This window comes from Bacillus sp. SIMBA_026 (genome assembly GCF_046535335.1).
Lineage (GTDB): Bacteria > Bacillota > Bacilli > Bacillales > Bacillaceae > Bacillus > Bacillus velezensis.
The window spans coordinates 1,425,740-1,446,244 of record NZ_JAWRWX010000001.1; the positions used below are offsets into that span (position 1 = coordinate 1,425,740).

General features: G+C 47.2%; 27 protein-coding genes. 3 read left to right on the top strand and 24 right to left on the bottom strand.

Annotated elements, in window-relative coordinates; genetic code table 11:
• Positions 1 to 3: 3 nt before the first annotated feature.
• The 21 genes from spoVAE to SB847_RS06975 form a co-directional block, all read right to left on the bottom strand.
• Positions 4 to 354 carry a stage V sporulation protein AE gene (gene spoVAE / locus SB847_RS06875; protein WP_007409415.1) on the bottom strand — a complete coding sequence of 117 codons (351 nt, stop codon included), beginning with the start codon at positions 352 to 354 and terminating at the stop codon, positions 4 to 6.
• Positions 355 to 1,371 carry a stage V sporulation protein AD gene (spoVAD, locus tag SB847_RS06880; RefSeq protein ID WP_410577487.1) on the bottom strand — a complete coding sequence of 339 codons (1,017 nt, stop codon included), beginning with the start codon at positions 1,369 to 1,371 and terminating at the stop codon, positions 355 to 357.
• 11 nt (positions 1,372 to 1,382) lie between these two features.
• Positions 1,383 to 1,835, bottom strand: a complete 453-nt coding sequence (gene spoVAC / locus SB847_RS06885) for a stage V sporulation protein AC (RefSeq protein WP_007612334.1) — start codon at positions 1,833 to 1,835, stop codon at positions 1,383 to 1,385.
• A 12-nt stretch (positions 1,836 to 1,847) separates the two neighbouring features.
• Positions 1,848 to 2,273: a stage V sporulation protein AB gene (locus SB847_RS06890; RefSeq protein WP_029326122.1), complete on the bottom strand. Its 426-nt coding sequence runs from the start codon at positions 2,271 to 2,273 to the stop codon at positions 1,848 to 1,850.
• Positions 2,263 to 2,883, bottom strand: a complete 621-nt coding sequence (locus SB847_RS06895) for a stage V sporulation protein AA (RefSeq protein ID WP_410561608.1) — start codon at positions 2,881 to 2,883, stop codon at positions 2,263 to 2,265. The genes SB847_RS06890 and SB847_RS06895 overlap by 11 nt, the downstream gene beginning before the upstream one ends.
• 126 nt (positions 2,884 to 3,009) lie before the next feature.
• Positions 3,010 to 3,777: an RNA polymerase sporulation sigma factor SigF gene (gene sigF / locus SB847_RS06900; protein WP_003153348.1), complete on the bottom strand. Its 768-nt coding sequence runs from the start codon at positions 3,775 to 3,777 to the stop codon at positions 3,010 to 3,012.
• Between the two features lie 11 nt (positions 3,778 to 3,788).
• On the bottom strand, positions 3,789 to 4,229 hold the full coding sequence (spoIIAB, locus tag SB847_RS06905) for an anti-sigma F factor (protein WP_003153347.1): 441 nt from the start codon (positions 4,227 to 4,229) through the stop codon (positions 3,789 to 3,791).
• On the bottom strand, positions 4,226 to 4,579 hold the full coding sequence (gene spoIIAA, locus SB847_RS06910; RefSeq protein WP_007409411.1) for an anti-sigma F factor antagonist: 354 nt from the start codon (positions 4,577 to 4,579) through the stop codon (positions 4,226 to 4,228). The genes spoIIAB and spoIIAA overlap by 4 nt, the downstream gene beginning before the upstream one ends.
• 95 nt (positions 4,580 to 4,674) lie before the next feature.
• Complete coding sequence (locus tag SB847_RS06915; protein ID WP_029973633.1) at positions 4,675 to 5,844, bottom strand: D-alanyl-D-alanine carboxypeptidase family protein; 1,170 nt, start codon at positions 5,842 to 5,844, stop codon at positions 4,675 to 4,677.
• Between the two features lie 137 nt (positions 5,845 to 5,981).
• On the bottom strand, positions 5,982 to 6,800 hold the full coding sequence (locus SB847_RS06920; RefSeq protein ID WP_007409407.1) for a purine-nucleoside phosphorylase: 819 nt from the start codon (positions 6,798 to 6,800) through the stop codon (positions 5,982 to 5,984).
• An 11-nt stretch (positions 6,801 to 6,811) separates the two neighbouring features.
• Positions 6,812 to 7,996: a phosphopentomutase gene (gene deoB, locus SB847_RS06925; RefSeq protein WP_410561605.1), complete on the bottom strand. Its 1,185-nt coding sequence runs from the start codon at positions 7,994 to 7,996 to the stop codon at positions 6,812 to 6,814.
• 168 nt (positions 7,997 to 8,164) lie between these two features.
• Positions 8,165 to 9,055, bottom strand: coding sequence for a site-specific tyrosine recombinase XerD (gene xerD / locus SB847_RS06930; RefSeq protein WP_007612347.1), 891 nt, complete (start codon positions 9,053 to 9,055; stop codon positions 8,165 to 8,167).
• A 7-nt stretch (positions 9,056 to 9,062) separates the two neighbouring features.
• Positions 9,063 to 9,290 (bottom strand): YqzK family protein, encoded by a 228-nt coding sequence (locus SB847_RS06935; RefSeq protein ID WP_003153331.1) that lies wholly within the window; start codon positions 9,288 to 9,290, stop codon positions 9,063 to 9,065.
• 115 nt (positions 9,291 to 9,405) lie between these two features.
• Positions 9,406 to 9,855 carry a ferric iron uptake transcriptional regulator gene (fur, locus tag SB847_RS06940; RefSeq protein WP_003153330.1) on the bottom strand — a complete coding sequence of 150 codons (450 nt, stop codon included), beginning with the start codon at positions 9,853 to 9,855 and terminating at the stop codon, positions 9,406 to 9,408.
• A 112-nt stretch (positions 9,856 to 9,967) separates the two neighbouring features.
• Positions 9,968 to 10,612, bottom strand: a complete 645-nt coding sequence (spoIIM, locus tag SB847_RS06945; protein WP_410561602.1) for a stage II sporulation protein M — start codon at positions 10,610 to 10,612, stop codon at positions 9,968 to 9,970.
• A 76-nt stretch (positions 10,613 to 10,688) separates the two neighbouring features.
• The gene (locus SB847_RS06950; protein ID WP_012117898.1) at positions 10,689 to 10,916 is read right to left on the bottom strand and encodes a hypothetical protein; all 228 of its coding nucleotides are present in this window, start codon (positions 10,914 to 10,916) and stop codon (positions 10,689 to 10,691) included.
• Positions 10,917 to 10,972: 56 nt separating this feature from the next.
• Positions 10,973 to 11,263, bottom strand: a complete 291-nt coding sequence (locus SB847_RS06955; protein WP_003153325.1) for a hypothetical protein — start codon at positions 11,261 to 11,263, stop codon at positions 10,973 to 10,975.
• A gap of 111 nt (positions 11,264 to 11,374) precedes the next feature.
• Entirely contained in the window at positions 11,375 to 12,688 is a 1,314-nt protein-coding gene (locus tag SB847_RS06960) for an NAD-dependent malic enzyme (protein WP_007409402.1), read from the bottom strand.
• Between the two features lie 12 nt (positions 12,689 to 12,700).
• Entirely contained in the window at positions 12,701 to 14,107 is a 1,407-nt protein-coding gene (gene nhaC / locus SB847_RS06965; RefSeq protein WP_007612350.1) for a Na+/H+ antiporter NhaC, read from the bottom strand.
• Between the two features lie 141 nt (positions 14,108 to 14,248).
• Positions 14,249 to 15,676, bottom strand: coding sequence for an aspartate ammonia-lyase (gene aspA / locus SB847_RS06970; RefSeq protein ID WP_003153322.1), 1,428 nt, complete (start codon positions 15,674 to 15,676; stop codon positions 14,249 to 14,251).
• Between the two features lie 37 nt (positions 15,677 to 15,713).
• Positions 15,714 to 16,703 (bottom strand): type I asparaginase, encoded by a 990-nt coding sequence (locus tag SB847_RS06975; protein ID WP_003153321.1) that lies wholly within the window; start codon positions 16,701 to 16,703, stop codon positions 15,714 to 15,716.
• Positions 16,704 to 16,879: 176 nt separating this feature from the next.
• Between SB847_RS06975 and SB847_RS06980 the strand changes: the two genes are divergently transcribed.
• Entirely contained in the window at positions 16,880 to 17,233 is a 354-nt protein-coding gene (locus SB847_RS06980; RefSeq protein WP_032873211.1) for a helix-turn-helix domain-containing protein, read from the top strand.
• 10 nt (positions 17,234 to 17,243) lie between these two features.
• Here SB847_RS06980 and SB847_RS06985 read toward each other — a convergent pair whose 3' ends face one another.
• Both SB847_RS06985 and SB847_RS06990 read right to left on the bottom strand, forming a co-directional pair.
• On the bottom strand, positions 17,244 to 18,407 hold the full coding sequence (locus SB847_RS06985) for a TIGR00375 family protein (RefSeq protein ID WP_038459033.1): 1,164 nt from the start codon (positions 18,405 to 18,407) through the stop codon (positions 17,244 to 17,246).
• Complete coding sequence (locus SB847_RS06990; RefSeq protein ID WP_003153317.1) at positions 18,407 to 18,961, bottom strand: NUDIX hydrolase; 555 nt, start codon at positions 18,959 to 18,961, stop codon at positions 18,407 to 18,409. The genes SB847_RS06985 and SB847_RS06990 overlap by 1 nt, the downstream gene beginning before the upstream one ends.
• Before the next feature lie 78 nt (positions 18,962 to 19,039).
• Here SB847_RS06990 and mciZ point away from each other — a divergent pair, with 78 nt between their 5' ends.
• Both mciZ and SB847_RS07000 read left to right on the top strand, forming a co-directional pair.
• Positions 19,040 to 19,162 carry a Z-ring formation inhibitor MciZ gene (mciZ, locus tag SB847_RS06995; RefSeq protein ID WP_003153315.1) on the top strand — a complete coding sequence of 41 codons (123 nt, stop codon included), beginning with the start codon at positions 19,040 to 19,042 and terminating at the stop codon, positions 19,160 to 19,162.
• Between the two features lie 62 nt (positions 19,163 to 19,224).
• Positions 19,225 to 20,145, top strand: coding sequence for an aldo/keto reductase (locus SB847_RS07000; RefSeq protein WP_410577488.1), 921 nt, complete (start codon positions 19,225 to 19,227; stop codon positions 20,143 to 20,145).
• Between the two features lie 32 nt (positions 20,146 to 20,177).
• Here SB847_RS07000 and SB847_RS07005 read toward each other — a convergent pair whose 3' ends face one another.
• Positions 20,178 to 20,402: a YqkE family protein gene (locus SB847_RS07005; RefSeq protein WP_029326119.1), complete on the bottom strand. Its 225-nt coding sequence runs from the start codon at positions 20,400 to 20,402 to the stop codon at positions 20,178 to 20,180.
• Positions 20,403 to 20,505 lie beyond the last annotated feature (103 nt).

Genomic DNA, 20,505 nt, shown 5'->3' on the forward strand with positions numbered 1-20,505 from the left:
GCATTATCCTTTCGGTTTAAAAATAACGGCTACAAGAAATGCGAATAAAATCGCTGAAGATATACCGGCGGAAGTAAGTTCAAAAATCCCCATGGCGATCCCGATAAATCCATGCTCGTGAGCTTGATGCATGGCGCCGTGCAATAAGCTGTGACCGAAGCTGACGATGGGAACCGTCGCGCCCGCACCCGCGAATTCGATAAATTTGTCATATATTCCGAACCCATCTAACAAGGCGCCGATGACGACAAAAGTTGTCATCACATGGGCGGGTGTCAGTTTAAAAATGTCAAGCAGCAGCTGACCGATAATGCATATGATTCCCCCGCAAACAAAAGCCAACAGATATTCCATTTATGATGCACCTCCCGCCCGCTCAAATACCACACCGTGCGCGATGGTCGGAATGGTTTCCTTCTGCTGGATCATTGTCGGACTTAAAAGCGCTCCTGTCGCGACAACGAGTACCCTGTTTAGAGTCCCTGCTTTTAATTGATTAAAAAAATGTGTGTACGTAACAAGCGCAGAGCAGGCGCAGCCGCTTCCGCCCGCAAACACCTGCTGGTCCGGCGTATAGATGAGAAGACCGCAGTCATCGTGTTTCGTTCCCACAGGATAGCCTTCTTCTTTGAGCAAATCTTTCACGATCGGCGAGCCGACGCCTGAAAGGTCACCCGTTAAAATCAGATCATAATCATCCGCCGTGCGGTTTAAGTCCTGCAGGTGCTGTTTGATTGTGTCGGCGGCAGCGGGCGCCATGGCGGATCCCATATCGAACGGATCTGTTATTCCGAGGTCGCTTACTTTTCCCACTGTTGCGCTTGTAATCTTGATATCAGAAGGGTTTTGGCTGATGATGACCGCCCCGCCCCCCGTGACCGTTGAAGTGGCGGTATCCGGTTTTTGCCCGCCATACTCCGTCGGATTGCGGAATTGCCGTTCTGCCGTCGCGTTATGGCTGCTCGTGGCTGCGACCGCCCGGTTCGCAAAACCGCCGTCAATGAGCGCGGATGCGACGGCAATCGTTTCCATTGAAGTCGAACAGGCGCCGAACAGACAGAGGAACGGAATTTTCAGATGTCTGGCGACGTAGTTGGCGGTCACATTTTGATTTAAAAGGTCCCCCGCGAGTAACAAATCAATATCGCTCTTTTTCAAATTCTGTTTTTGCAAAGCGGAGTTGATAGCATCTTCCATTAACTGACGTTCCGCCATTTCCCAGTTTTTCTGATTGCAGTGCATTTCATCGTATGTCTTATCAAACAGCGAACCGAGCGGGCCGTCTTTTTCTTTCGGTCCGGCGGCCGTCCCCGCCGAATTTACAAATAACGGGTTTTCAAACACCCAGGTTTGCTTTCCGGTCAATTTCATTTTTTCTCCTCCTACGAAAACAGTTTTTCACAAGCAAACCGTATCAGACCTACGATATAGGCTGCCACGACGCCGAATACAATGACGTTTCCCGCCAATTTAAACATGTTTGTCGCTACCCCGAGCACGAGTCCTTCACTTCTGTGTTCCAGAGCGGCGCTTGTCATACTGTTTGCAAAACCCGTCACCGGCACGGCTGAACCCGCTCCGGCAAACTGCCCGAGTCTGTCATAAATACCGAATCCGGTCAAAAGGGCGGAAATTAAAATAAGAGTGGCGGACGTCGGGTTGCCCGCTGTTTTTTCATTGAAATTAAAAAAGTGGATGTAAAAGTCTTGAAGAGCCTGCCCGATCAGACAGATCAAACCGCCGATCAGAAAGGCTTTGACGCAATTCCAAACATATGGCGGTTTCGGCTGATAGTCTTTCACTTTTGTTTTGTAATTTTCTTTTAAGTTTGTCACATCGGTTCCTCCTTATGAATGATGGATAAAATACAGCCAATGAAATAAAGAGCCGGCTATTTTGCCGAACACAATGGCCATCAGCAATATGATGATTTTGCTGCCGAAGCCGATCCGTTTGGCAAGAATGGGAAGCACATTCAGCACTTCTGTAAGCGCGGCGGCCAGCATGCCGACAAACATGCCGGCCAAAAGCCCGACCGGAACGGCCAGCCATTCAGATAAAAAAAAATGATTCATATTTAAGGTTTCCCAGCCGCCGAACACAGCTCCTGAAATAACAGCTCCTTCGTAGGCCTGTACAAAGCGCATTGTTTTTGTCAGCTGCATAAGGCGGGGGACGATTCCCATAACGGTTAAAAAAGCCACAAAGCCCGCACCCACGGTCAGCCCTCCGCCAAGCCCGACAAATATAACGAAAAGAATGCTAACGATCATGCAGATCTTTCATCGTCTCTTCATTTTCGTGCATTGCGACATAGTGATCGAGATCAAGCTGATAATTAAACATCTCGACTTCCAGCGGGCTTGGCTCTTCATTCAGGCGTTTTTTGAAGATGTGATTAAAAAAGACGATCATACCGAGACCGAGGCCGATGCTGTATGGAATCTGAAGCAGATACGGGTATTCATTCCGTTCGCCCGTTATGATTTCATATAAGGCGATATGAACTTCTCTCATACTGACATCTTCATGAAAATTCATAATGGCAAGACATGAACCGATAAAGAGCAGGAGCCAGACACCGACGAACAAAACGGCTGACAGCTGCTTTTTTTGGTAATGGATTTCCACTATCGTTTCAGCGCCGCCGACGGTCTGTACATCAAGCGCGGGAAAAACGGTATGAATGGTTTTCAGCACTTTTATGATGTCCAGCACGACGATATTTTTGTCTTTTTTCGTGACCTTATACAGCGGCAGTGCCGACAGTTTTTTTTTCAGCTTTTGCTGTCCCGCGATCTGTGCGGCGTCGCCGACTGTGATGATATCTCCGGTATGAGCCTTCACGCGGTGGCGAAGTCTGAGAAATATTCGTCTTTCCATCTTGCATCACCATCTTTCGGGTGGTTATATATGTAGTATGTGGTTCACTTTTGTTCTCATTCATCAGCGGCAAAAGACCATAAATTACCACCGATGCACAAATAAAAAAAGCCGGCCCGTAAAAGGTCAGCTTTCCGTATGATCCATCTGCACTTTAATCTGCTTTAATATTTTTTTCTCCAGCCTCGATACCTGGACTTGGGAAATCCCGAGCCGTTCGGCTACTTCCGACTGTGTCTGATCTTTATAATATCTCAGATAGACAATGAGTTTTTCCCGTTCTTCCAAATCACTGATCGCTTCCTTGAGGGCGATTTTGTCAAACCACTTCTCTTCTGAATGATCGGCGATCTGATCAAGCAGGGTGATCGGGTCTCCGTCATTTTCATACACGGTCTCATGAATGGATGAAGGCGCCCGCACCGCTTCCTGCGCAAGCACCACATCCTCCGCATCAATTTCTAAATGGTCCGCGATTTCCTGAACGGTCGGCACTCTTCCGTATGTTTTTGAGAGTTCATCTTTCGCCCGGCGTATTTTATTGCCGAGCTCTTTTAAAGATCTTGATACTTTGACGGTTCCGTCATCGCGGATGAAGCGCTGGATTTCTCCGATAATCATCGGCACGGCATAAGTTGAAAAACGAACATCATAGGACAAATCGAATTTATCAACGGATTTTAACAATCCGATACAGCCGATCTGAAACAGATCGTCCGGCTCATAGCCTCTGTTTAAGAACCTTTGAACGACGGACCACACAAGACGCATGTTTTTTTCTATGAGGAGGTCTCTTGCCTGCTGGTCGCCCTCTTGGCTCTTTTTGATTAATTCTTTGACTTCATGGTCCTTGAGCTGCGCGTTTTTGCTGTTTTTCTTAACCTCCACATCCATAACAAATCTCCTTAATTACAAAGCGCTTTGCTTTTTGATAGGTGTTTTGTTAAGCGTATCGTCGTTCCCATCTCCGGCGAGGAATCAATCGTGACATCATCCATGAAGTTTTCCATAATGGTAAAGCCCATTCCGGAGCGCTCAAGCTCGGGTTTTGTCGTAAAGAGCGGCTGGCGCGCTTCCTCAAGATCCGTGATCCCGAGGCCTTCATCACGTATGGTCAGATAGACGACATGATCCTCCAGCGTAACGGAGATGTACACCTTTCCGTCGCAGTTTTCTTCATAGCCGTGGATGATTGCGTTTGTTACCGCTTCTGATACGACGGTCTTGATTTCCGTCAGCTCATCCATCGTCGGGTCGAGCTGTGCGATAAAAGAAGCAACTGTTACGCGCGCAAACGATTCGTTCTGACTGAGGGCTGAAAATTCAAGATGCATCTCGTTTTTCATGATGCCACCCCCAACGTTAAAAGCGCTTTTTGTTCTGATTGTTCGAACCTGATGATTTTAAACAGGCCGGACATGTCAAACAGACGTCTCACCGCGGGCGAAATCGCGCACACGACCATTTCTCCGCCGAGCTGTTTAATTTGTTTATAACGCCCTAAAATCACGCCGAGGCCGGAGCTGTCCATGAAGGTAAGATCTTCAAGGTTCAGCACGATGTGACGGATGCCGTCAGCCTCCAGCGATTCAGTAACCTTTTGTTTTAATGATTCTGCCGTATGATGGTCGAGTTCACCTGTTAATCGAATACAAAGCACGGATTCTTTGACATGAAAGTCAATTCCAAGGCTCATGCTCATTCCTCCTTGATATGATCGGATAATGAGTGTTTCGATTTTCGGGAAAGCAATTCCTTCACTATGACAAAACTAGTGTCCGTTCGCCACGATTATTTAAATTTTGTCCAATCTCCCATCGTCCGCTTCAGAAAAGTGAGAAAACCCGCTTTTTCCATGTCGTCTTTTGCCGTGACCGGGCTTTCAACGAGCACCTTTCCGTCTTTTTTCAGAACGAGGCTGCCGAGCACCTCTCCTTTTTTAACCGGAGCCGTTACATTGCCGTTGATTTTCACTTCTTTTTTTACTTTGTCCATGTTCTCTCCCTTTTTGGCCAGAAGAGAAATCGGCTCAGATGTGGTCAGCTTGATCAGTTTCTTTTTTCCTTTTATCACTTTTACCGTTCCGACGATTTGATCCCGTTTGTACAGCGGGTGTGTTTTGAACTGGCTGAAGGCGTAATCAAGCATTTTGGTCACTTGGGCATTTCTTTCTTTCGGGGTGCTGGCTCCGAAAACGACAGCAATGACCCTCATATTTCCTTTTTTAGCGGTGGCGGTTAAACAATACTTCGCTTCGCCTGTAAAGCCCGTCTTCACGCCGTCTACACCCGGATAAAATTTGATCAGCCGGTTTGTATTGACGAGCCAGAACTTTTTGTCTGTATTTTCTCTTAAATAATCCTCATACGTTCCCGTAAATTGAGTGATTTTATCATACTTTAATAATTCCTTCGCCATTTTCGCCATGTCATAAGCAGAGCTGTAATGGTCTTTTTCAGGCAGTCCCGTCGGGTTTTTGAAGGAGGTATCTTTCAATCCCAATTCTTTTGCTTTTTTGTTCATCCGGCTGACGAAATCCTCTTCTGAACCGGCGATATACTCCGCCATTGCGACGGATGCGTCATTTCCGGAAGCTATCGCAATTCCTTTGAGCATTTCTTTTACCGTCATTTCTTCTCCGGGTTCAAGGAAAATCTGTGATCCGCCCATGGACGCGGCATGTTCACTCGTCCTGACTTTATCGCTCATCTTTATTTTCCCTTTGTCAAGCGCTTCCATGATTAAAAGCATGGTCATGATTTTTGTCATGCTTGCCGGCGCCAGACGCTCCCGGCTGTTCTTGTTATAAAGAATGCTTCCCGTATCGCGTTCAATCAGCACGGCGCTTTTGGCTTCATGAGCGAGCTCCGATGTATGTTTTCCGTCCGGCTTTGCAAAAGCGGACGGTGCTGATGCCGTTAATAAAATGCCAATCAACAAAGTGGATATAAGACGTTTCATCTCCAAAGCCCTCCATTTCATAATCCTTTTTATTTTTTCCAAATCCGGTGGTTTTATACGCCTCATCTGGAAAATATTTCGTGTTGAGGGCACAAAAAAAACAGCTGCTTCCGAAGAAACAGCTGACTGATGCTGACTTATTTTTGAGAACGTGCGACTACGGCTTTTACAAGCTTCAAAAAGCCGCCTTTTACTTTTTCCGTCATTTCCATTACTTCTTCATGTGATAACGGCTGGTCAAGAATACCTGCCGCCGCGTTGGAAATGCATGAGATGCCGAGCACGCGCATCCCCGCGTGGTTGGCGACGATGACTTCCGGCACGGTCGACATGCCGACAGCGTCAGAACCCATCGTTCTTAAAAACCGAACCTCAGCAGGCGTTTCGTAAGACGGCCCCGTAACAGCTGTATACACCCCTTTTTGAACAGGAATGCCCAGCTCATCGGCCGTTTTTTCAGCCAAGCCTGACAGCTCTTTGTCATAGGCTTCTGACATGTCCGGGAATCTCGGTCCGAATTCAGCTTCGTTCGGCCCGATTAACGGGTTGGTGCCCGTAAAGTTGATGTGGTCTGTAATAATCATCAGATCGCCGGCGCGGAATTCAGTGTTGATACCGCCGGCTGCGTTCGTCACGACAAGGGATTCAACGCCGAGCGCCTTCATCACGCGGACGGGAAATGTGACCTGATCCATTGAGTAGCCTTCATAGTAATGAAAGCGGCCCTGCATCGCGATGACCTGCACACCTTCAAGCGTTCCCATCACAAGCTGGCCGGCATGGCCTTCTACCGTTGAGACCGGAAAATCAGGGATCGTTTCATATGTAAGCTTGACAGCCCCTTCAATTTCATCGGCCAATACGCCGAGCCCTGACCCTAAAATCAGACCGATCTTTGGTGTTTCTTTCACGTGTTCTTTAATAAATGCAGCAGCACGTTCGATCTTTTGTTTCAAAAAAAGTCCCCCTACTGTAATCTTGATAAAAAGCTTTTTCCGTATTCCGGCTTTTCCGTTTTGAAATTATCCGCAATGGTTGCGCCGATATCGGCAAATGTATCCGCAAGCGGCAGCTGTTCAGTGTGTTTGTGCTTTTTGCTGTACACAAGAAGCGGCACATACTCCCTCGTGTGATCCGTGCCGTGATGGACAGGATCATTGCCGTGATCCGCAGTGATGATAAGCAGATCGTCTTCTTTCATTTTCTCAAACACTTCCGGAAGCCTCGCGTCGAATTCCTCGAGCGCTTTTCCGTACCCTTCCGGATCGCGGCGGTGTCCGTACAGCGCGTCAAAATCAACGAGGTTGGCAAAGCTCAGGCCCGTGAACTCTTCACCGAGCGTTTCAATCACTTTGTCCATGCCATCCATATTAGATACCGTGCGGCGGGAAGATGTAATGCCTTCTCCGTCATAAATATCAGAAATTTTGCCGATGGAAATGACGTCTAATCCGCTGTCTTTCATTCCGTTCATTACCGTGCGGCCGAACGGTTTGAGCGCATAATCATGACGGTTCGGCGTGCGTTTGAAGCTGCCCGGTTCTCCGACGAACGGTCTTGCGATAATCCGGCCGACCATGTACTTCGGATCAAGCGTCAGTTCTCTGGCCGTTTCACAGATGCTGTACAGTTCGTCAAGCGGAACGACATCTTCGTGAGCCGCAATCTGCAGGACGGAATCTGCTGATGTATAAACGATCAGCGCACCCGTTTCCATATGTTCTTTTCCGAGCTCGTCCAGAATCGCCGTGCCTGAAGCCGGCTTATTTCCGATGATTTTCCGTCCTGAACGCCGCTCAAGTTCCTGAAGAAGTTCATCCGGAAATCCTTCCGGGAACACTTTAAACGGTTTTTCAATGTAGAGGCCCATAATCTCCCAGTGCCCCGTCATCGTATCTTTCCCGTTTGACGCCTCCTGCATTTTTCCGTAGTACGCAAGAGGATGCTCCGTTTTTTCCACGCCCTTAATGTCTCCGATCAGTCCGAGACCGAGCTGCGCCATATAGGGCATATGTAAGCCGTTCATGTGCTCTGCGATGTGTCCGAGCGTATTTGCGCCTATATCATTAAAATCGGCGGCGTCCGGCGCTTCACCGATTCCGACAGAATCCATTACGATCAAAAATACCCGGTTATATTTGTATTCAGACATCATAAAAACCTCCTTTTCTTCCATCTGTCCATTGTAGCTTACAGAGGTCAGACAACTCAAGTATAAACCGTTTACATTCTTGTTGACAATGCCGATTCAAATAATTAGAACCTTCTCTGTATTCCGCCAATCCGGCAAAAAAAGCCGCGGCCCCTCTGGCAGCGGCTCCTAAGCGCGCGGATGATACTGTTTGTACACGTCCTTCAGCCTTGTTTTCGTCACATGCGTATAAATTTGCGTCGTGGAAATATCGGCATGTCCGAGCATCTCCTGCACGGCGCGCAGATCCGCCCCGTTTTCGAGCAGGTGCGTTGCAAAAGAGTGCCGAAGCGTGTGCGGTGTCAGCTCTTTTTTAATCCCCGCTTCAAGTGCGATTTTTTTTAGGTTTTTCCAAAAACCTTGACGGCTGATCTGCCTGCCGTGATGATTCAGAAAAAGCGCTTCGGTTACGTTTTTCTTTAATAATTTCCCTCTGGCTTTTTCAATGTATGCTTCTATCGCATGAGAAGCGGCTTCACCAATCGGCACAATCCGCTCTTTCCGCCCTTTTCCGAAGCAGCGGACAAATCCCATCGTCAAATGGACGTCGGATAATTTCAGCTCGATCATCTCGCTGACCCTGATGCCGGTCGCGTACAGCAGTTCAAGCATGGCTTTATCCCTGAGACCGAACGGGCTGTCAAGCTTAGGCGTGTCCAATAATCGCTCAACTTCGTGAAGCGCCAATACTTTCGGAAGCGTCCGCTCTGTTTTTTGTGTTTCAATATGTACCGAAGGATCTTTATCCGCGGCTTTTTCCCTTAACAGAAATTGATGAAAAGACCGGATTGACGCCAAATGCCTCGCAGACGTCTTGCCGGATTTCCCGGAGTCCTTTATATGCTTTAAATATTGAATAATATGAAGACGGGTCACATCATTCCATGAAGTGATCTGAAGGCTTTCAGTTAAGAAGAGAGAATAACTTTTCAGATCACGCTCATAGGACATCATCGTATTTTGGGACAGCCCTCTTTCAACCCTCACATAATGGATGAAATCCTTAATTTGATCCTTCACTCTTGATCTACTCCCCGTTTTGGTAAAAAAAGATCAATCGGCCGAACCAGCCGTCTTTCTCCTCATGTTCCGTTTTGGCCACTTTGACGGCGGAGCCTTCCGGTTTATCGTACCGATGATAGTTTTCATACTCTGAATTCACCCATATCATAGCATAATAGAACAGCGCGGTAAAACCTGTGAACAGAATAAACACTTTGATCGTATCCGCGGCTGTTTTTAGGAATCTGCCCATCTTTCGATCGACCCTTTCTTTTGGCGGCTGTTAGTACACCTTATGCCAATTTCAAAGGCTTTTATACATAAAAACAGCAAAAAACCCTTTCCTGGCAGAAAAGGTTCGTAGGCTTTTACTCTGTTTCATCCCCGCGGCAGCGGTGGCAGATTCCGTGAAAAGTCAATCTATGATCTTTAATTTTAAATTTCCAATCACGTTCAATCACTTCTTCAACGTCTTCAAGCAGATCTTCTTCAATTTCATCGACGGCTCCGCACTCCATGCACACCAAATGGTGATGAAAGTGAGCCGCGCCTTCTTTGCGAAGGTCGTAGCGGGATACGCCGTCCCCGAAGTTAATTTTATCAACGACTTTTAATTCTGTTAATAATTCTAATGTACGGTATACTGTAGCGAGACCAATTTCAGGAGATTTCTCTTTTACGAGGAGGTATACATCTTCTGCGCTTAAATGGTCTTCTTCGTTTTCAAGCAGCACTCTTACCGTTGCTTCCCGCTGTGGCGTAAGCTTGTAGCTTGACGAGTGCAGCTGCTTTTTAATTCGATCAATACGGTTTTCCATGTCTTTCCCTCCTACGCCGCATTCCATGACTCATTATAACAAAATACGCGCAGAGTTCCAACTATAATTATTATAAACTGATAAATAAAAGTATTATTTTGTGATAATTATTCTAAAATATGCGTGATGACAGCTTTTCCATAAACAGCGGAGACACGTACGCCTCGAGCAGCGAAGCGATGACCGAGAAGAAAACGATGAGAATCAGCACGAAGGCGTAGCGTCCGAACCATTGGATCGGCGCGTCATGAAGGCTGCGTTTGACAAACAGCTGCCGGATCAGTTTCAGTGAAAAAGCGATGGAGCATGTCCCCATGATAAGATATGCCGGAATGAGAACGATGTTTTGCGGCAGAACCGAAATAAATGACAGGAAAAACCCGTTCATCCCGATTTGATTCACTAAAAAACCGACCGTGAAGCCGACCACGATTCCTTTCAAAAACACCATAATGAAAATAACCGGGAGACCGATTACGGAAATACCGAGAATCCACATCAGCCCCAAATATTTCACATCATGAAAGACGGCCTGCCAAAACATTTCTGAAGCGCCGGCATGTTTTCCGTCAGACAGCTGTCCGAAAAACTTGCTTAAATAGTAATACAGATCTTCTTTCTGCGTGATGGTCATGCTGTTGACGATGATCGCCCCGAAAATGACCCCCATCAAAAACAAGACGAACACAAATATATAAAGTGACAGATGATCCTTTACATGGCGAAAAAACAGTTCTTTGTACGATTGTTTTCTCATACCGCTTTCCTCCCGCTAATCTATTGACTTGATTTAGTAGATTGTATGAAAGAAAAGAGAAAACATGACAGAGAAATCATAGAAAGGCGCGAGATTCGGGCATAAAAAAAGAACCCCCGTCATCACTCCGGTGATCATAGGGGTTTCTTTTTTTATGCTTTATTCTTTCAAGCCTGTCTTTTTTGGTTTTCGTCACTCTTTCATGGGTGCTGAAAGACGGCGCCGTCCCCCTTGACAGGACTGCGTCACGCATCCCGTTTCTTTTGAGATGCTCCCGCATTTTTTTCGTTTTGCTCTTCGCCATGTGCCAATCGCTCCTTTTTCCCTTTTCTTTATCATAACAAAAAAATCCAGATGTGTTCATGAATACGGCTCATGTTTCGACCGGTAAGCGCGCAGAGACGTTTTCGCAGATGAATAGCTCCCCATTGCGGCATATCCGTAAAAAAATCCCATAAAAATCCCCGCATACACGTGTTCATGGTGACCGAAAACGATAGACACAACATTTCCGGCAGCAAGAGCAATCGTAGGAACGAATATGCCCGGAACCCGGCAGAACACTTTGATCAGCTGTGTGACGCATAAGACGACCGGCACGCCGATCACAGCATCCCAAATATTTGTATGGATCAGCGGAAAATAATCCACATCGACACCTCTTTATTCCGTCTTTTGCTATCTGTTAGCCTGCCTAAGAATTCCGCTTCCTATTCATGATAAAAAACAGCACCGGCACATGTCCGGTACTGTAAGAGTTGTTTATTTTCCTGCCGCGGCCCGTTCTACGGCTGCTGATACGGCTTGATGCACGTCCGCATCCAAAGGCTGAGGCACGAGATCGCCGTGTTTTGTGCAAGAGGCGATGGCTTCTGCGGCCGCCACAAGCATTTCATGGTCGATTTTCTTGCTTTTGGCGTTCAGCGCGCCGCGGAAAATCCCCGGGAAGCCGAGAACATTATTGACCGAACGGCCGTCAGCTGCATAAGCGGCTCCGGCTTGTAATGCCTCTTCCGGTTCAATCTCCGGCTTCGGATTAGATAAGGCCAGAATGACATGTCCTTTTCTGACATCCTCTTTTTTAATGAGACCCGGAACCCCTGTGGTGCTGATCACAATGTCACACGTGTCCATTAATTCTTTGATGCTTCCAAGCGGCTGACCTCCGTACTGAGCGAGGCGGTTCATTGCGTCTTCTGATTTGTCCGTTCCGCAGACCGCTTTGACTCCGTATGCCATAAACATGCGGCAGATGGCGACGCCTGCCGCGCCGAGACCGATCTGACCGACCTTCGCTTCTTTTAAATCAAGACCGGCGCTTTTACAAGCGGAAATGGCGGCGGCGAGCGTGACGACCGCCGTGCCGTGCTGGTCATCGTGCATAACCGGAATGTCCAGTTCTTCTTTCAGGCGGTCTTCAATGTCAAAGCAGTGAGGCGAACCGATATCTTCAAGCAGAATTCCGCTGAACCCCGGAGAAATATGTTTTACCGTGCGAATGATTTCTTCCGGATCAGAGGTATCGAGCAAAATCGGAATTCCGCTGATACCCGCCAGCTGGTCAAAAAGCGCGGCTTTCCCTTCCATTACGGGCATTCCGGCGACAGAGCCGATATTGCCGAGGCCGAGAATCGCCGTGCCGTCGGTGACAATGGCGACAGAATTGCTGATTGTTGTATAGATGGACGCTTTTTCTGGCTCGTTTTCAATCAGTCTGCACACATCGGCGACACCCGGCGTATAAACACGGCCAAGCTCAGCCAATGTCCGGATCGGCATTTTGCTTTTCATCTGAATTTTGCCGCCTTCATGAGCAGAGAGCACTTCATCTGAGACTGTATGAAGCCGGATGCCTTCACCGAGAGCTTCAATGGCTTGAATGATTTCCTGCAGCTGCTCTTCATTTTCAGCCTGCACCGTAATGTTGCGCATTGTGTAGTTCGGGCCGACTTTAACGGTTTCAACTTCCCCGATATCTCCGCCCATCACTCCGATGGCGGTTGCCACTTTTCCGAGATTTCCGGGAACAGTCGGCGTTTCAATCATTAACGTCCGAATCATATGCTTTGTAATCATGAAATGAACCTCCTAACCCAATTTTTGAGATTGCAAGGATTTTTCTTTCGTGTACCAAATGAATTTCCCCGTGTATCCGTACAATATTGCCAGTCCGATAGATACAAAACTGAGCCACATGAACGGCAGATAAGAAAATGTGGATACGCCGAGAATGCCGGCCATATAGATGCCGTTATCAGACCACGGCACCATCCCTGAAGTAAGCGTGCCGCCCACCTCTGCGTTCCGGGATAAAACTCTTCTGTCAAGTTTCAGTTTATCATAACTGTTCTCCATGATTTTCGGCGTCAGAATCAATGACACGTACATCGCACAGCCGAAAATGTTTCCTAAAAGGGCGACGATCAATGTCGAAAGCGTTACATTTCCCGGTGTGGTCAGCTTTTTCTCAAAAGTTGAGACAATCACTTTTAATACGCCGAGCTTCTCAAGAATTCCTCCAAAACCGAGACCGAACAGGATAACGACTAACGTATCCAGCATACCGGTAATGCCTCCGCGGTTTAACAGGCCGTTTAAAAATTCGACGTCCGTTTTAATAGAAAAACCATTATAAGCAGTCGCGATGGCACTGGCAAAATTCATTCCCTGAAAGACGGAAGCCCAGATTGCGCCAAGCAAAGCACCGATGATAATAACGGGCATAGACGGCTTTTTCAAAATCAGAAGGACAACGACGACAACAGCCGGAATGAGCATCCATATATGAATGTCAAACGTTTTCTGCAATGAAGATTTTAAAAATTCTACTTTGTCGAGATCAATATTTTTTCCGCCGTATATAAATCCCGTTACGGTAAATAGAATGGCCGTAATAATATAGGACGGAATTGACAGATACATCATCGCTCTGACGTGTGACAGCACATCCACCTTAGAAAGCGTGGAGGCAAGCACCGTACTGTCAGACAGCGGTGAAAGCTTGTCTCCGAAGTAAGCGCCGGACAAAACGGCTCCCGCTACGATCGGAAGCGGTATACCCATTCCCTCTCCGATGGCAATCATGGCGATTCCCGCGGTTCCCACGGTTCCCCACGACGTTCCGGTCGCAACGGACATAACGGAACAAATAACCAGTGTAGCCAGAAGGAAAACATGAGGATTAATAAACTCTAAACCATAATAAATTAACGTCGGCACAACGCCGCCGGCAATCCATGTCCCGATGAGTGCACCGACCGAAACAAGAATCAATACCGCTTCAAGACCGTTTGATATCCCGGTGACAATCGAATCCTGCAAGTCTTTATATGAATATCCCAGCCTGACTCCGAGAATAATAGCGAAAAACCAGGATATTAATAGTGCTAGCTGGATCGGCAGGTCTAAAAACACTGTGAACGATAAGACAAGTGCTAAAAACCCGAATAATAAGATAATAATTTCCAATAAATTCGGCAATCTGACCTCTTTCATAAGAAAATCCCCCTAGAAGAAAAAAGCTAAAACGCTTTCATCAAATGATATAACAAATTATACTATACTGCCTCATCCCTTTGTATGGCAACCGCCTATTCACTAAAAAACGTGAAAAGGCGGCTGTTGTTGCTTTAAAATTTATTTTTCTAATAGATCTTTTCCGGCAATCCCCGGTTTTGTCATTTCATACGGATTCAAAATGATATCCAATTCTTCTTCTGTCAGTACATCATTTTGAAGGCAAAGATCTCTTACAGATTGCCCCGTCATGATTGCTTCACGGGCAATTCGCGCAGCCGCTTCATACCCGAGGTGCGGATTGACCGCTGTAATGACGCCGACGCTTTTTTCCACGTATTGCTTCAGACGTTTTTCGTTGGCTTCAATTCCCGCCAGACAATGATCGGTAAATGAACGGAACCCGTTATTCATGATGCTGATGGATTGAAGCAGGTTAAATACGAGTACCGGCTCCATTACGTTAAGCTCCAGCTGGCCCGCTTCTGAAGCGAGGCAGATCGTATTGTCATTCCCGATGACCTGGAAGGCGATTTGGTTGATCAGCTCTGCCATTACAGGGTTGACTTTCCCAGGCATAATGGATGATCCCGGCTGACGGGCGGGCAGTGAAATTTCCGCAAGTCCCGCGCGCGGACCTGAAGCCATTAAGCGCAGATCGTTGGCGATTTTAGACATGTTCATCATGCATACTTTCAACGCGGCTGAAACTTCCGTATATGCATCAGTGTTTTGTGTGGCGTCAACCAAATGGCCGGCGCCGACAAGCGGCAGTCCGCTGATGTCAGCCAGGTGCTTCACAACCTGTTCTATGTAGCGCGGATCGGCGTTAAGTCCCGTACCTACGGCCGTTGCCCCCATGTTTACTTCATACAGATGCTGGCGGGATTGTTTAATTCGCTTTATGTCACGCTCAAGCACGCGGCTGTATGCTTCAAATTCCTGTCCGAGACGGATCGGCACAGCGTCCTGAAGGTGTGTGCGCCCCATTTTAATGACAGAATCAAATTGTTTCGCTTTATCTTTAAAGACACTGAGCATATGCGCCATCGTATCAAGGAGCTTATCCAAAAGTTTCAAGGTTGAAATATGGATTGCCGTCGGGAACACGTCGTTCGTCGATTGTGACATGTTGACGTGTGTGTTCGGGCTGAGGTGAATGTATTCACCTTTTTTATGGCCCATGATTTCAAGAGCCCTGTTGCCGATTACTTCGTTGGCATTCATGTTCATGGACGTTCCGGCTCCCCCTTGGATCGGATCGACGATAAATTGGTCATGCCATTTTCCCTCAAGAATTTCATCTGCGGCCTGTACAATCGCATTTCCGATTCCTTCATACAGCCGTTTTACATCCATGTTGGCAAGCGCCGCCGCTTTTTTGACGATGGCGAGCGCATTAATCATTTCTTCGTGGATGCGGTAGCCGGTAATCGGAAAGTTTTCTTTCGCGCGCAGCGTTTGTATTCCGTAATACACATCAGCTTCAATTTGTTTTTCTCCGAGGAAATCTTTTTCCTGACGATATTCTTTTTGCGCGTTTGTCATGCTAAAACCCTACTTTCTCTTTGTGGTAGTCATGTTTTTACAGTACAACGTCGTCTGCGATCGGTGTCTCCATAATGTTTTTGACTTCAGCCAAGTTGTGAGACTGGCCGAGCGCCCACATTAATTTCGGCACGATGGCTTCCGTGTTCATATTTCTGGAGCGGATAATGAGATCTTGATTGACTCTTCGGCCGACTTCATAGACGCTCATGTCCTCTCCTTCTTCAAGACATTGTGTCGTAATGACGACGACAATGCCGCTTTCAATCATTTCATTGACTTTGGCGAGAATGTCTCTTCCTTCAAACGGCACGCCGCCGCTGCCGTAGCTTTCAATGACGATTCCTTTGTACATGCCCTTTAATGCGTCAAACATTTCCGGTTTCAGCCCCGGGTGGAGCTTGAGCAGGCACACGTCCGTGCAAAGTGAAGTATTGACCGTAAAAGCATCGTCTTTTGGCATGTGCACTTGTTTGTTGTATTCAATTCCGTTTTCGGTAATAAACGCGATATACGGATAGTTAATGCTTTCAAATGCATCATAGCTTTTCGTTCTTAATTTAATGGCGCGTGTGCCTTGAATGACTCTGCCGTCAAATACGACGTATACGCCGCCCACCCCTTCACATGCGAAGCGGATCGCGTCCGTGATATTTTTTTTGGCATCGGTTTTTTGAAATGTAATCGGGATTTGCGAACCCGTAATGACGATCGGTTTATCAGCATGCTGAAGCATATAAGACAGTGCCGCTGATGTATAAGCCATTGTGTCTGTTCCGTGCGTAATGACGAACCCGTCATATGCGTCATACTTTTCTTTGACAGCATTTGCGATTTCGGCCCAGTATTCAGGCTGCATATTTGTGCTGTCGATGTTCATTAACGAATGGGTTTCCATCGTGTAATCGTTATCAAGTTTTGATACGTAGGTTAACAATTCGTCTGCTTTCACCCCGGGTGCAAGCCCGTTTTCTCCTTCGACTGAGGCGATTGTTCCTCCGGTTGTTAACAGCAATAATTTTTTCATACCCTGCACCTCTTCATCCATTTCTCAAGATGTGTTAAGCATTCGCTTTTCGCATACTTTTAATCAAATTATAGACAGACGAATGAAATTAATCAAGTGATTATTATTCAATTCGCGTACACTTTTGCATATCGATATGATATAATTTGCTCAAGTGAAAAGGAGCGGTTTTGAATATGAATTTAGATCGTTTAACTGAACTGAGAAAAAAGAAAAATTGGTCTCTTCAATATACGGCTGACCGTCTCGGCATCGCCAAAAGCACGTACGCCGGGTATGAATCAGGATACCGGCGTCCGTCATTCGAGGCGCTGGGCACGCTTGCCGATCTGTTTGACACGACGTGCGACGATTTACTGGGGCGCACTGAAAAAAAGGCGGAGCCGTTTGCACAGACCATCGAATTAACAAACGCCGCACAAGGCCTCGGCACACTGACCGTTGACGGACAGCCGCTGAATCAGGATGAAATTATCGAATTGATTGCGTTTGTCCGCACGAAAAAGAAGGTGCAGGAGGAGCTCCGCTAAAAACCGGCTTTTACGGCTTGATTCTGCCGTACGTCCCTCCGCCCCCGGCCTCAAGGACGAGCTGCCCGGTGCGCGCTTTATGAATGACAGCCGCTATTTTAGGCTGGACGACACGCGCCAATTCCTCTTCTTGCGCCTGATGAAGAATCGCCATCTCCGTCCCGAAAGCCCGCTTCAGTTTTTCTAACGTTTTCGGCCCGACCCCGGGAATGAACTGCAGCGGGATTTGATGAATATACGGCGGCCGCGGCATGCGGCTTTTTTTCGGTCCGCTCAGTTCCTCCAGCCGTTCACTGACACCTTTTGTCATTGTTTTCCCCCCGCACTCCGGACAGGCGGAAGCTCCTTTTTCAACCGGGCTGCCGCAGCGGTCGCAAGCCGTCCGGTAATACTTCCCGAGCTTCGGGTTCAGCCCGTAATTCGCCGTGATTTTTCTTCCGTCCTTCCCTTTTAAAGCCAGCGAAAATTCCGTGAAATTCGCTTCTTTAAGAAGCATTTCATTATATTCTCTGCCGATTTTTCCTAAGGAATGCGCATCAGAATTTGTTAAAAATGTATACGGATCAAGTTCTGTTACCCGCGAAGCCATGTCGGTGTCGCAGCTTAATCCGAGTTCCGCCGCATCAATGAGCGCCGGGTCGAAAACTTCTGTCAAAGAAGATATGACCCCTTTTCCGTACAGGCTTTTATGCGGGGTGAACATATGGGCGGGAATAAACAGCCCGCCCAATTCCTTTGTTTTCCTTTGAAGATTCAAACCGGTTTCATAAATGCGCTGGGAACTGAGATGGATATTTTTAAGCCTTTTTGCGAGCCACTCAGAAAACATCTTCATTTCGGCAAGAGCCGGCATAAAGACGAGAACGTGAATCGGCCCGCGGCATGTGTGATCATAGATTTCAAGCTCACTGCCCAACAGAAGCGTCGTATTCCGATACCGGATGCCGCCTTCTTTCAGCTCACGGTATCTGCCTTCATCAATTCCGCGCTCGATTTCTTCTATGACTTCCGGGGAATGGCAGTCGATAATGCCCAATAGTTCAATTCCCTTCCCCTCGCTGGCTTCTTCTAAAATCCGGTGCAGCGTCAACGTTTTGGCCCCGGTGATTTTGACCGGTTTTCCCGTATAGGTGCGGCCGATATGAATATGCAGGTCCGCATAGATGGTTTTCATCATTTTTCCTTCAGCGCTTCTTTCAGCTGGAGATACTGAATCGCGTACGCCGTTTTTGCGTCATACACCCTGCGGGATTCAATCAGCTTCACGGCCTCTTCAAGCGTGACCTGCATGACTTCGACAAATTCATCCTCATCCAGCTCTCGTTTTTCTTCCAGCGGCGAAAGCCCTTCCGCAAGAAAGAGATGCACGATTTCATCAGCAAACCCGGGTGATGTATAAAAAGCGGTGATTTTCGTCAAGGTTTCCGCCGTATATCCCGTTTCTTCCTCGAGCTCTCTTAACGCCGTATGTTCCGGCTCTTCCCCCTTTTCAAGCTTCCCGGCCGGAATTTCAACGATTGTCCGTTCCAGCGGCTTTCTGAACTGGTTCACCAAAATGATTTTTCCTTCCTCGGTCACCGCAAGTACGGCCACCGCTCCCGGATGTTTGACGATTTCCCGCTTGCTTGTTTTTCCGTTCGGGAGCTCTACATCCTCTAAGTAAAGATCTATGACTTTCCCGTCATACAGCTTTTTTTTCGCAAGTGTTTTTTCTTCTAAATGTTTCATCATGTCATCTCCCGTTCTGTCTCTCTATTATGCCTCATATATTTTATCATACATGCATGAGAGGGAGGTGCTTTTCGATTGAAGGTGTACCGGAAGGATAAGAGTATCGTATTGGTCGGAAAGGCGTGGGAAGTGCGGGCTAAACTGAAAGAATACGGACGGACATTCCGCTATGTCGGAGATTGGATCACCGGGCCTTAACAGTTGAAAACTTCGCGCCTTTATATTACGGTCAATAAAAGACTATAAAAAGGAGCGAAACGATGAGAAAACGCACACTGGGACATTCTGATTTAGAAATAAGCGAAATCGGGCTCGGCTGTATGTCGCTGGGCACGGATAAAGCTAAAGCGCTGTCTATTTTGGATGAAGCGATCGAGCTTGGAATCAATTATTTAGATACCGCTGATCTTTATGATTTCGGCAGAAATGAGGAAATTGTCGGGGAGGCCGTCAAAAACCGCAGGCACGACATCATTTTAGCCACGAAAGCCGGAAACCGCTGGAATGATGATAAAGACGGCTGGCATTGGGACGCTTCCAAAGGATACATAAAAGAAGCGGTCAAAAACAGCCTGCGCCGGCTGAAAACGGACTATATCGACCTTTATCAGCTGCATGGCGGTACGATGGAAGATCATATTGACGAAACGATCGAAGCTTTTGAGGACTTAAAACAGGAAGGTGTCATCCGGTATTACGGCATTTCCTCGATTCGTCCGAATGTCATCAAAGAATATGTGAAAAAATCAAATATCATCAGCGTTATGATGCAATACAGCCTGCTGGACCGGCGCCCCGAGGAGTGGCTTCCCCTTTTAGAGGAGAACGGAATCAGCGTAGTCGCAAGAGGGCCTGTCGCTAAAGGGCTTCTTACGGAAAAACCGCTTGATCAAGCGGCCGCAAGCGTAAAAGAGAACGGCTATTTAACATATTCTTTTGCAAAACTGGCAGAAACCAAAAAAGCGATCAGCGCTGCCGCACCTGACTTGAGCATGACGGAGCTTTCTCTTCAATACTTGCTGTCACAGCCGGCCGTCGCTTCTGTCATCACCGGAGCCAGCTCACTTGAGCAGCTGAGAGAAAACTGTTCGGCTGCAGAGGCCCGTCGTTTAAGCAGCCAGGAAATCAAAGCCCTGCAATACCATACAAAACGGGACATATACGAAGCCCATCGTTCTTAAACAATAAAACCGGCACCTTTTCAGATGCCGGTTTATTTATATTTATGCCAATCGAGACTGCTTTCATTCAGCAGCTCTTCAAAGCTTTTATGTTTTTCTTCTTCTTTTCGTTTTCTGATTTGTTCCGCCTTTTGCTGCGCCTGTTTTTTCTCGTCTTCTTCCTTCAGCTCACTTTTCATTTGCAAAAGCCTGGCCTTCAGATCCTCCTCCAGATCGTCTTTTAAGCTGTGTTTTTCTTTAGGCAGCTGCTTTTTCATCATTACGCCCCCCGTATCTGAATATGGTGAGGCAAGTGTACCACGGAGCGCCGGAGGCCGGCAACGTTCACGGTCCCAAAAAGACGGAGGAAGGATTTTTCAT

Excerpts from the sequence above, each read along its gene's own strand:
- spoVAE (WP_007409415.1), bottom strand. The coding sequence starts at position 354 with ATGGAATATCTGTTGGCTTTTGTTTGCGGGGGAATCATATGCATTATC.
- spoVAD (WP_410577487.1), bottom strand. The coding sequence starts at position 1,371 with ATGAAATTGACCGGAAAGCAAACCTGGGTGTTTGAAAACCCGTTATTT.
- SB847_RS06890 (WP_029326122.1), bottom strand. The coding sequence starts at position 2,273 with ATGATCGTTAGCATTCTTTTCGTTATATTTGTCGGGCTTGGCGGAGGG.
- SB847_RS06895 (WP_410561608.1), bottom strand. The coding sequence starts at position 2,883 with ATGGAAAGACGAATATTTCTCAGACTTCGCCACCGCGTGAAGGCTCAT.
- sigF (WP_003153348.1), bottom strand. The coding sequence starts at position 3,777 with ATGGATGTGGAGGTTAAGAAAAACAGCAAAAACGCGCAGCTCAAGGAC.
- spoIIAB (WP_003153347.1), bottom strand. The coding sequence starts at position 4,229 with ATGAAAAACGAGATGCATCTTGAATTTTCAGCCCTCAGTCAGAACGAA.
- spoIIAA (WP_007409411.1), bottom strand. The coding sequence starts at position 4,579 with ATGAGCCTTGGAATTGACTTTCATGTCAAAGAATCCGTGCTTTGTATT.
- SB847_RS06915 (WP_029973633.1), bottom strand. The coding sequence starts at position 5,844 with ATGAAACGTCTTATATCCACTTTGTTGATTGGCATTTTATTAACGGCA.
- deoB (WP_410561605.1), bottom strand. The coding sequence starts at position 7,996 with ATGTCTGAATACAAATATAACCGGGTATTTTTGATCGTAATGGATTCT.
- SB847_RS06935 (WP_003153331.1), bottom strand. The coding sequence starts at position 9,290 with ATGGGCAGATTCCTAAAAACAGCCGCGGATACGATCAAAGTGTTTATT.
- fur (WP_003153330.1), bottom strand. The coding sequence starts at position 9,855 with ATGGAAAACCGTATTGATCGAATTAAAAAGCAGCTGCACTCGTCAAGC.
- spoIIM (WP_410561602.1), bottom strand. The coding sequence starts at position 10,612 with ATGAGAAAACAATCGTACAAAGAACTGTTTTTTCGCCATGTAAAGGAT.
- SB847_RS06950 (WP_012117898.1), bottom strand. The coding sequence starts at position 10,916 with ATGGCGAAGAGCAAAACGAAAAAAATGCGGGAGCATCTCAAAAGAAAC.
- SB847_RS06960 (WP_007409402.1), bottom strand. The coding sequence starts at position 12,688 with ATGATTACAAAGCATATGATTCGGACGTTAATGATTGAAACGCCGACT.
- nhaC (WP_007612350.1), bottom strand. The coding sequence starts at position 14,107 with ATGAAAGAGGTCAGATTGCCGAATTTATTGGAAATTATTATCTTATTA.
- aspA (WP_003153322.1), bottom strand. The coding sequence starts at position 15,676 with ATGACAAACGCGCAAAAAGAATATCGTCAGGAAAAAGATTTCCTCGGA.
- SB847_RS06975 (WP_003153321.1), bottom strand. The coding sequence starts at position 16,703 with ATGAAAAAATTATTGCTGTTAACAACCGGAGGAACAATCGCCTCAGTC.
- SB847_RS06980 (WP_032873211.1), top strand. The coding sequence starts at position 16,880 with ATGAATTTAGATCGTTTAACTGAACTGAGAAAAAAGAAAAATTGGTCT.
- SB847_RS06985 (WP_038459033.1), bottom strand. The coding sequence starts at position 18,407 with ATGAAAACCATCTATGCGGACCTGCATATTCATATCGGCCGCACCTAT.
- SB847_RS06990 (WP_003153317.1), bottom strand. The coding sequence starts at position 18,961 with ATGAAACATTTAGAAGAAAAAACACTTGCGAAAAAAAAGCTGTATGAC.
- SB847_RS07000 (WP_410577488.1), top strand. The coding sequence starts at position 19,225 with ATGAGAAAACGCACACTGGGACATTCTGATTTAGAAATAAGCGAAATC.
- SB847_RS07005 (WP_029326119.1), bottom strand. The coding sequence starts at position 20,402 with ATGAAAAAGCAGCTGCCTAAAGAAAAACACAGCTTAAAAGACGATCTG.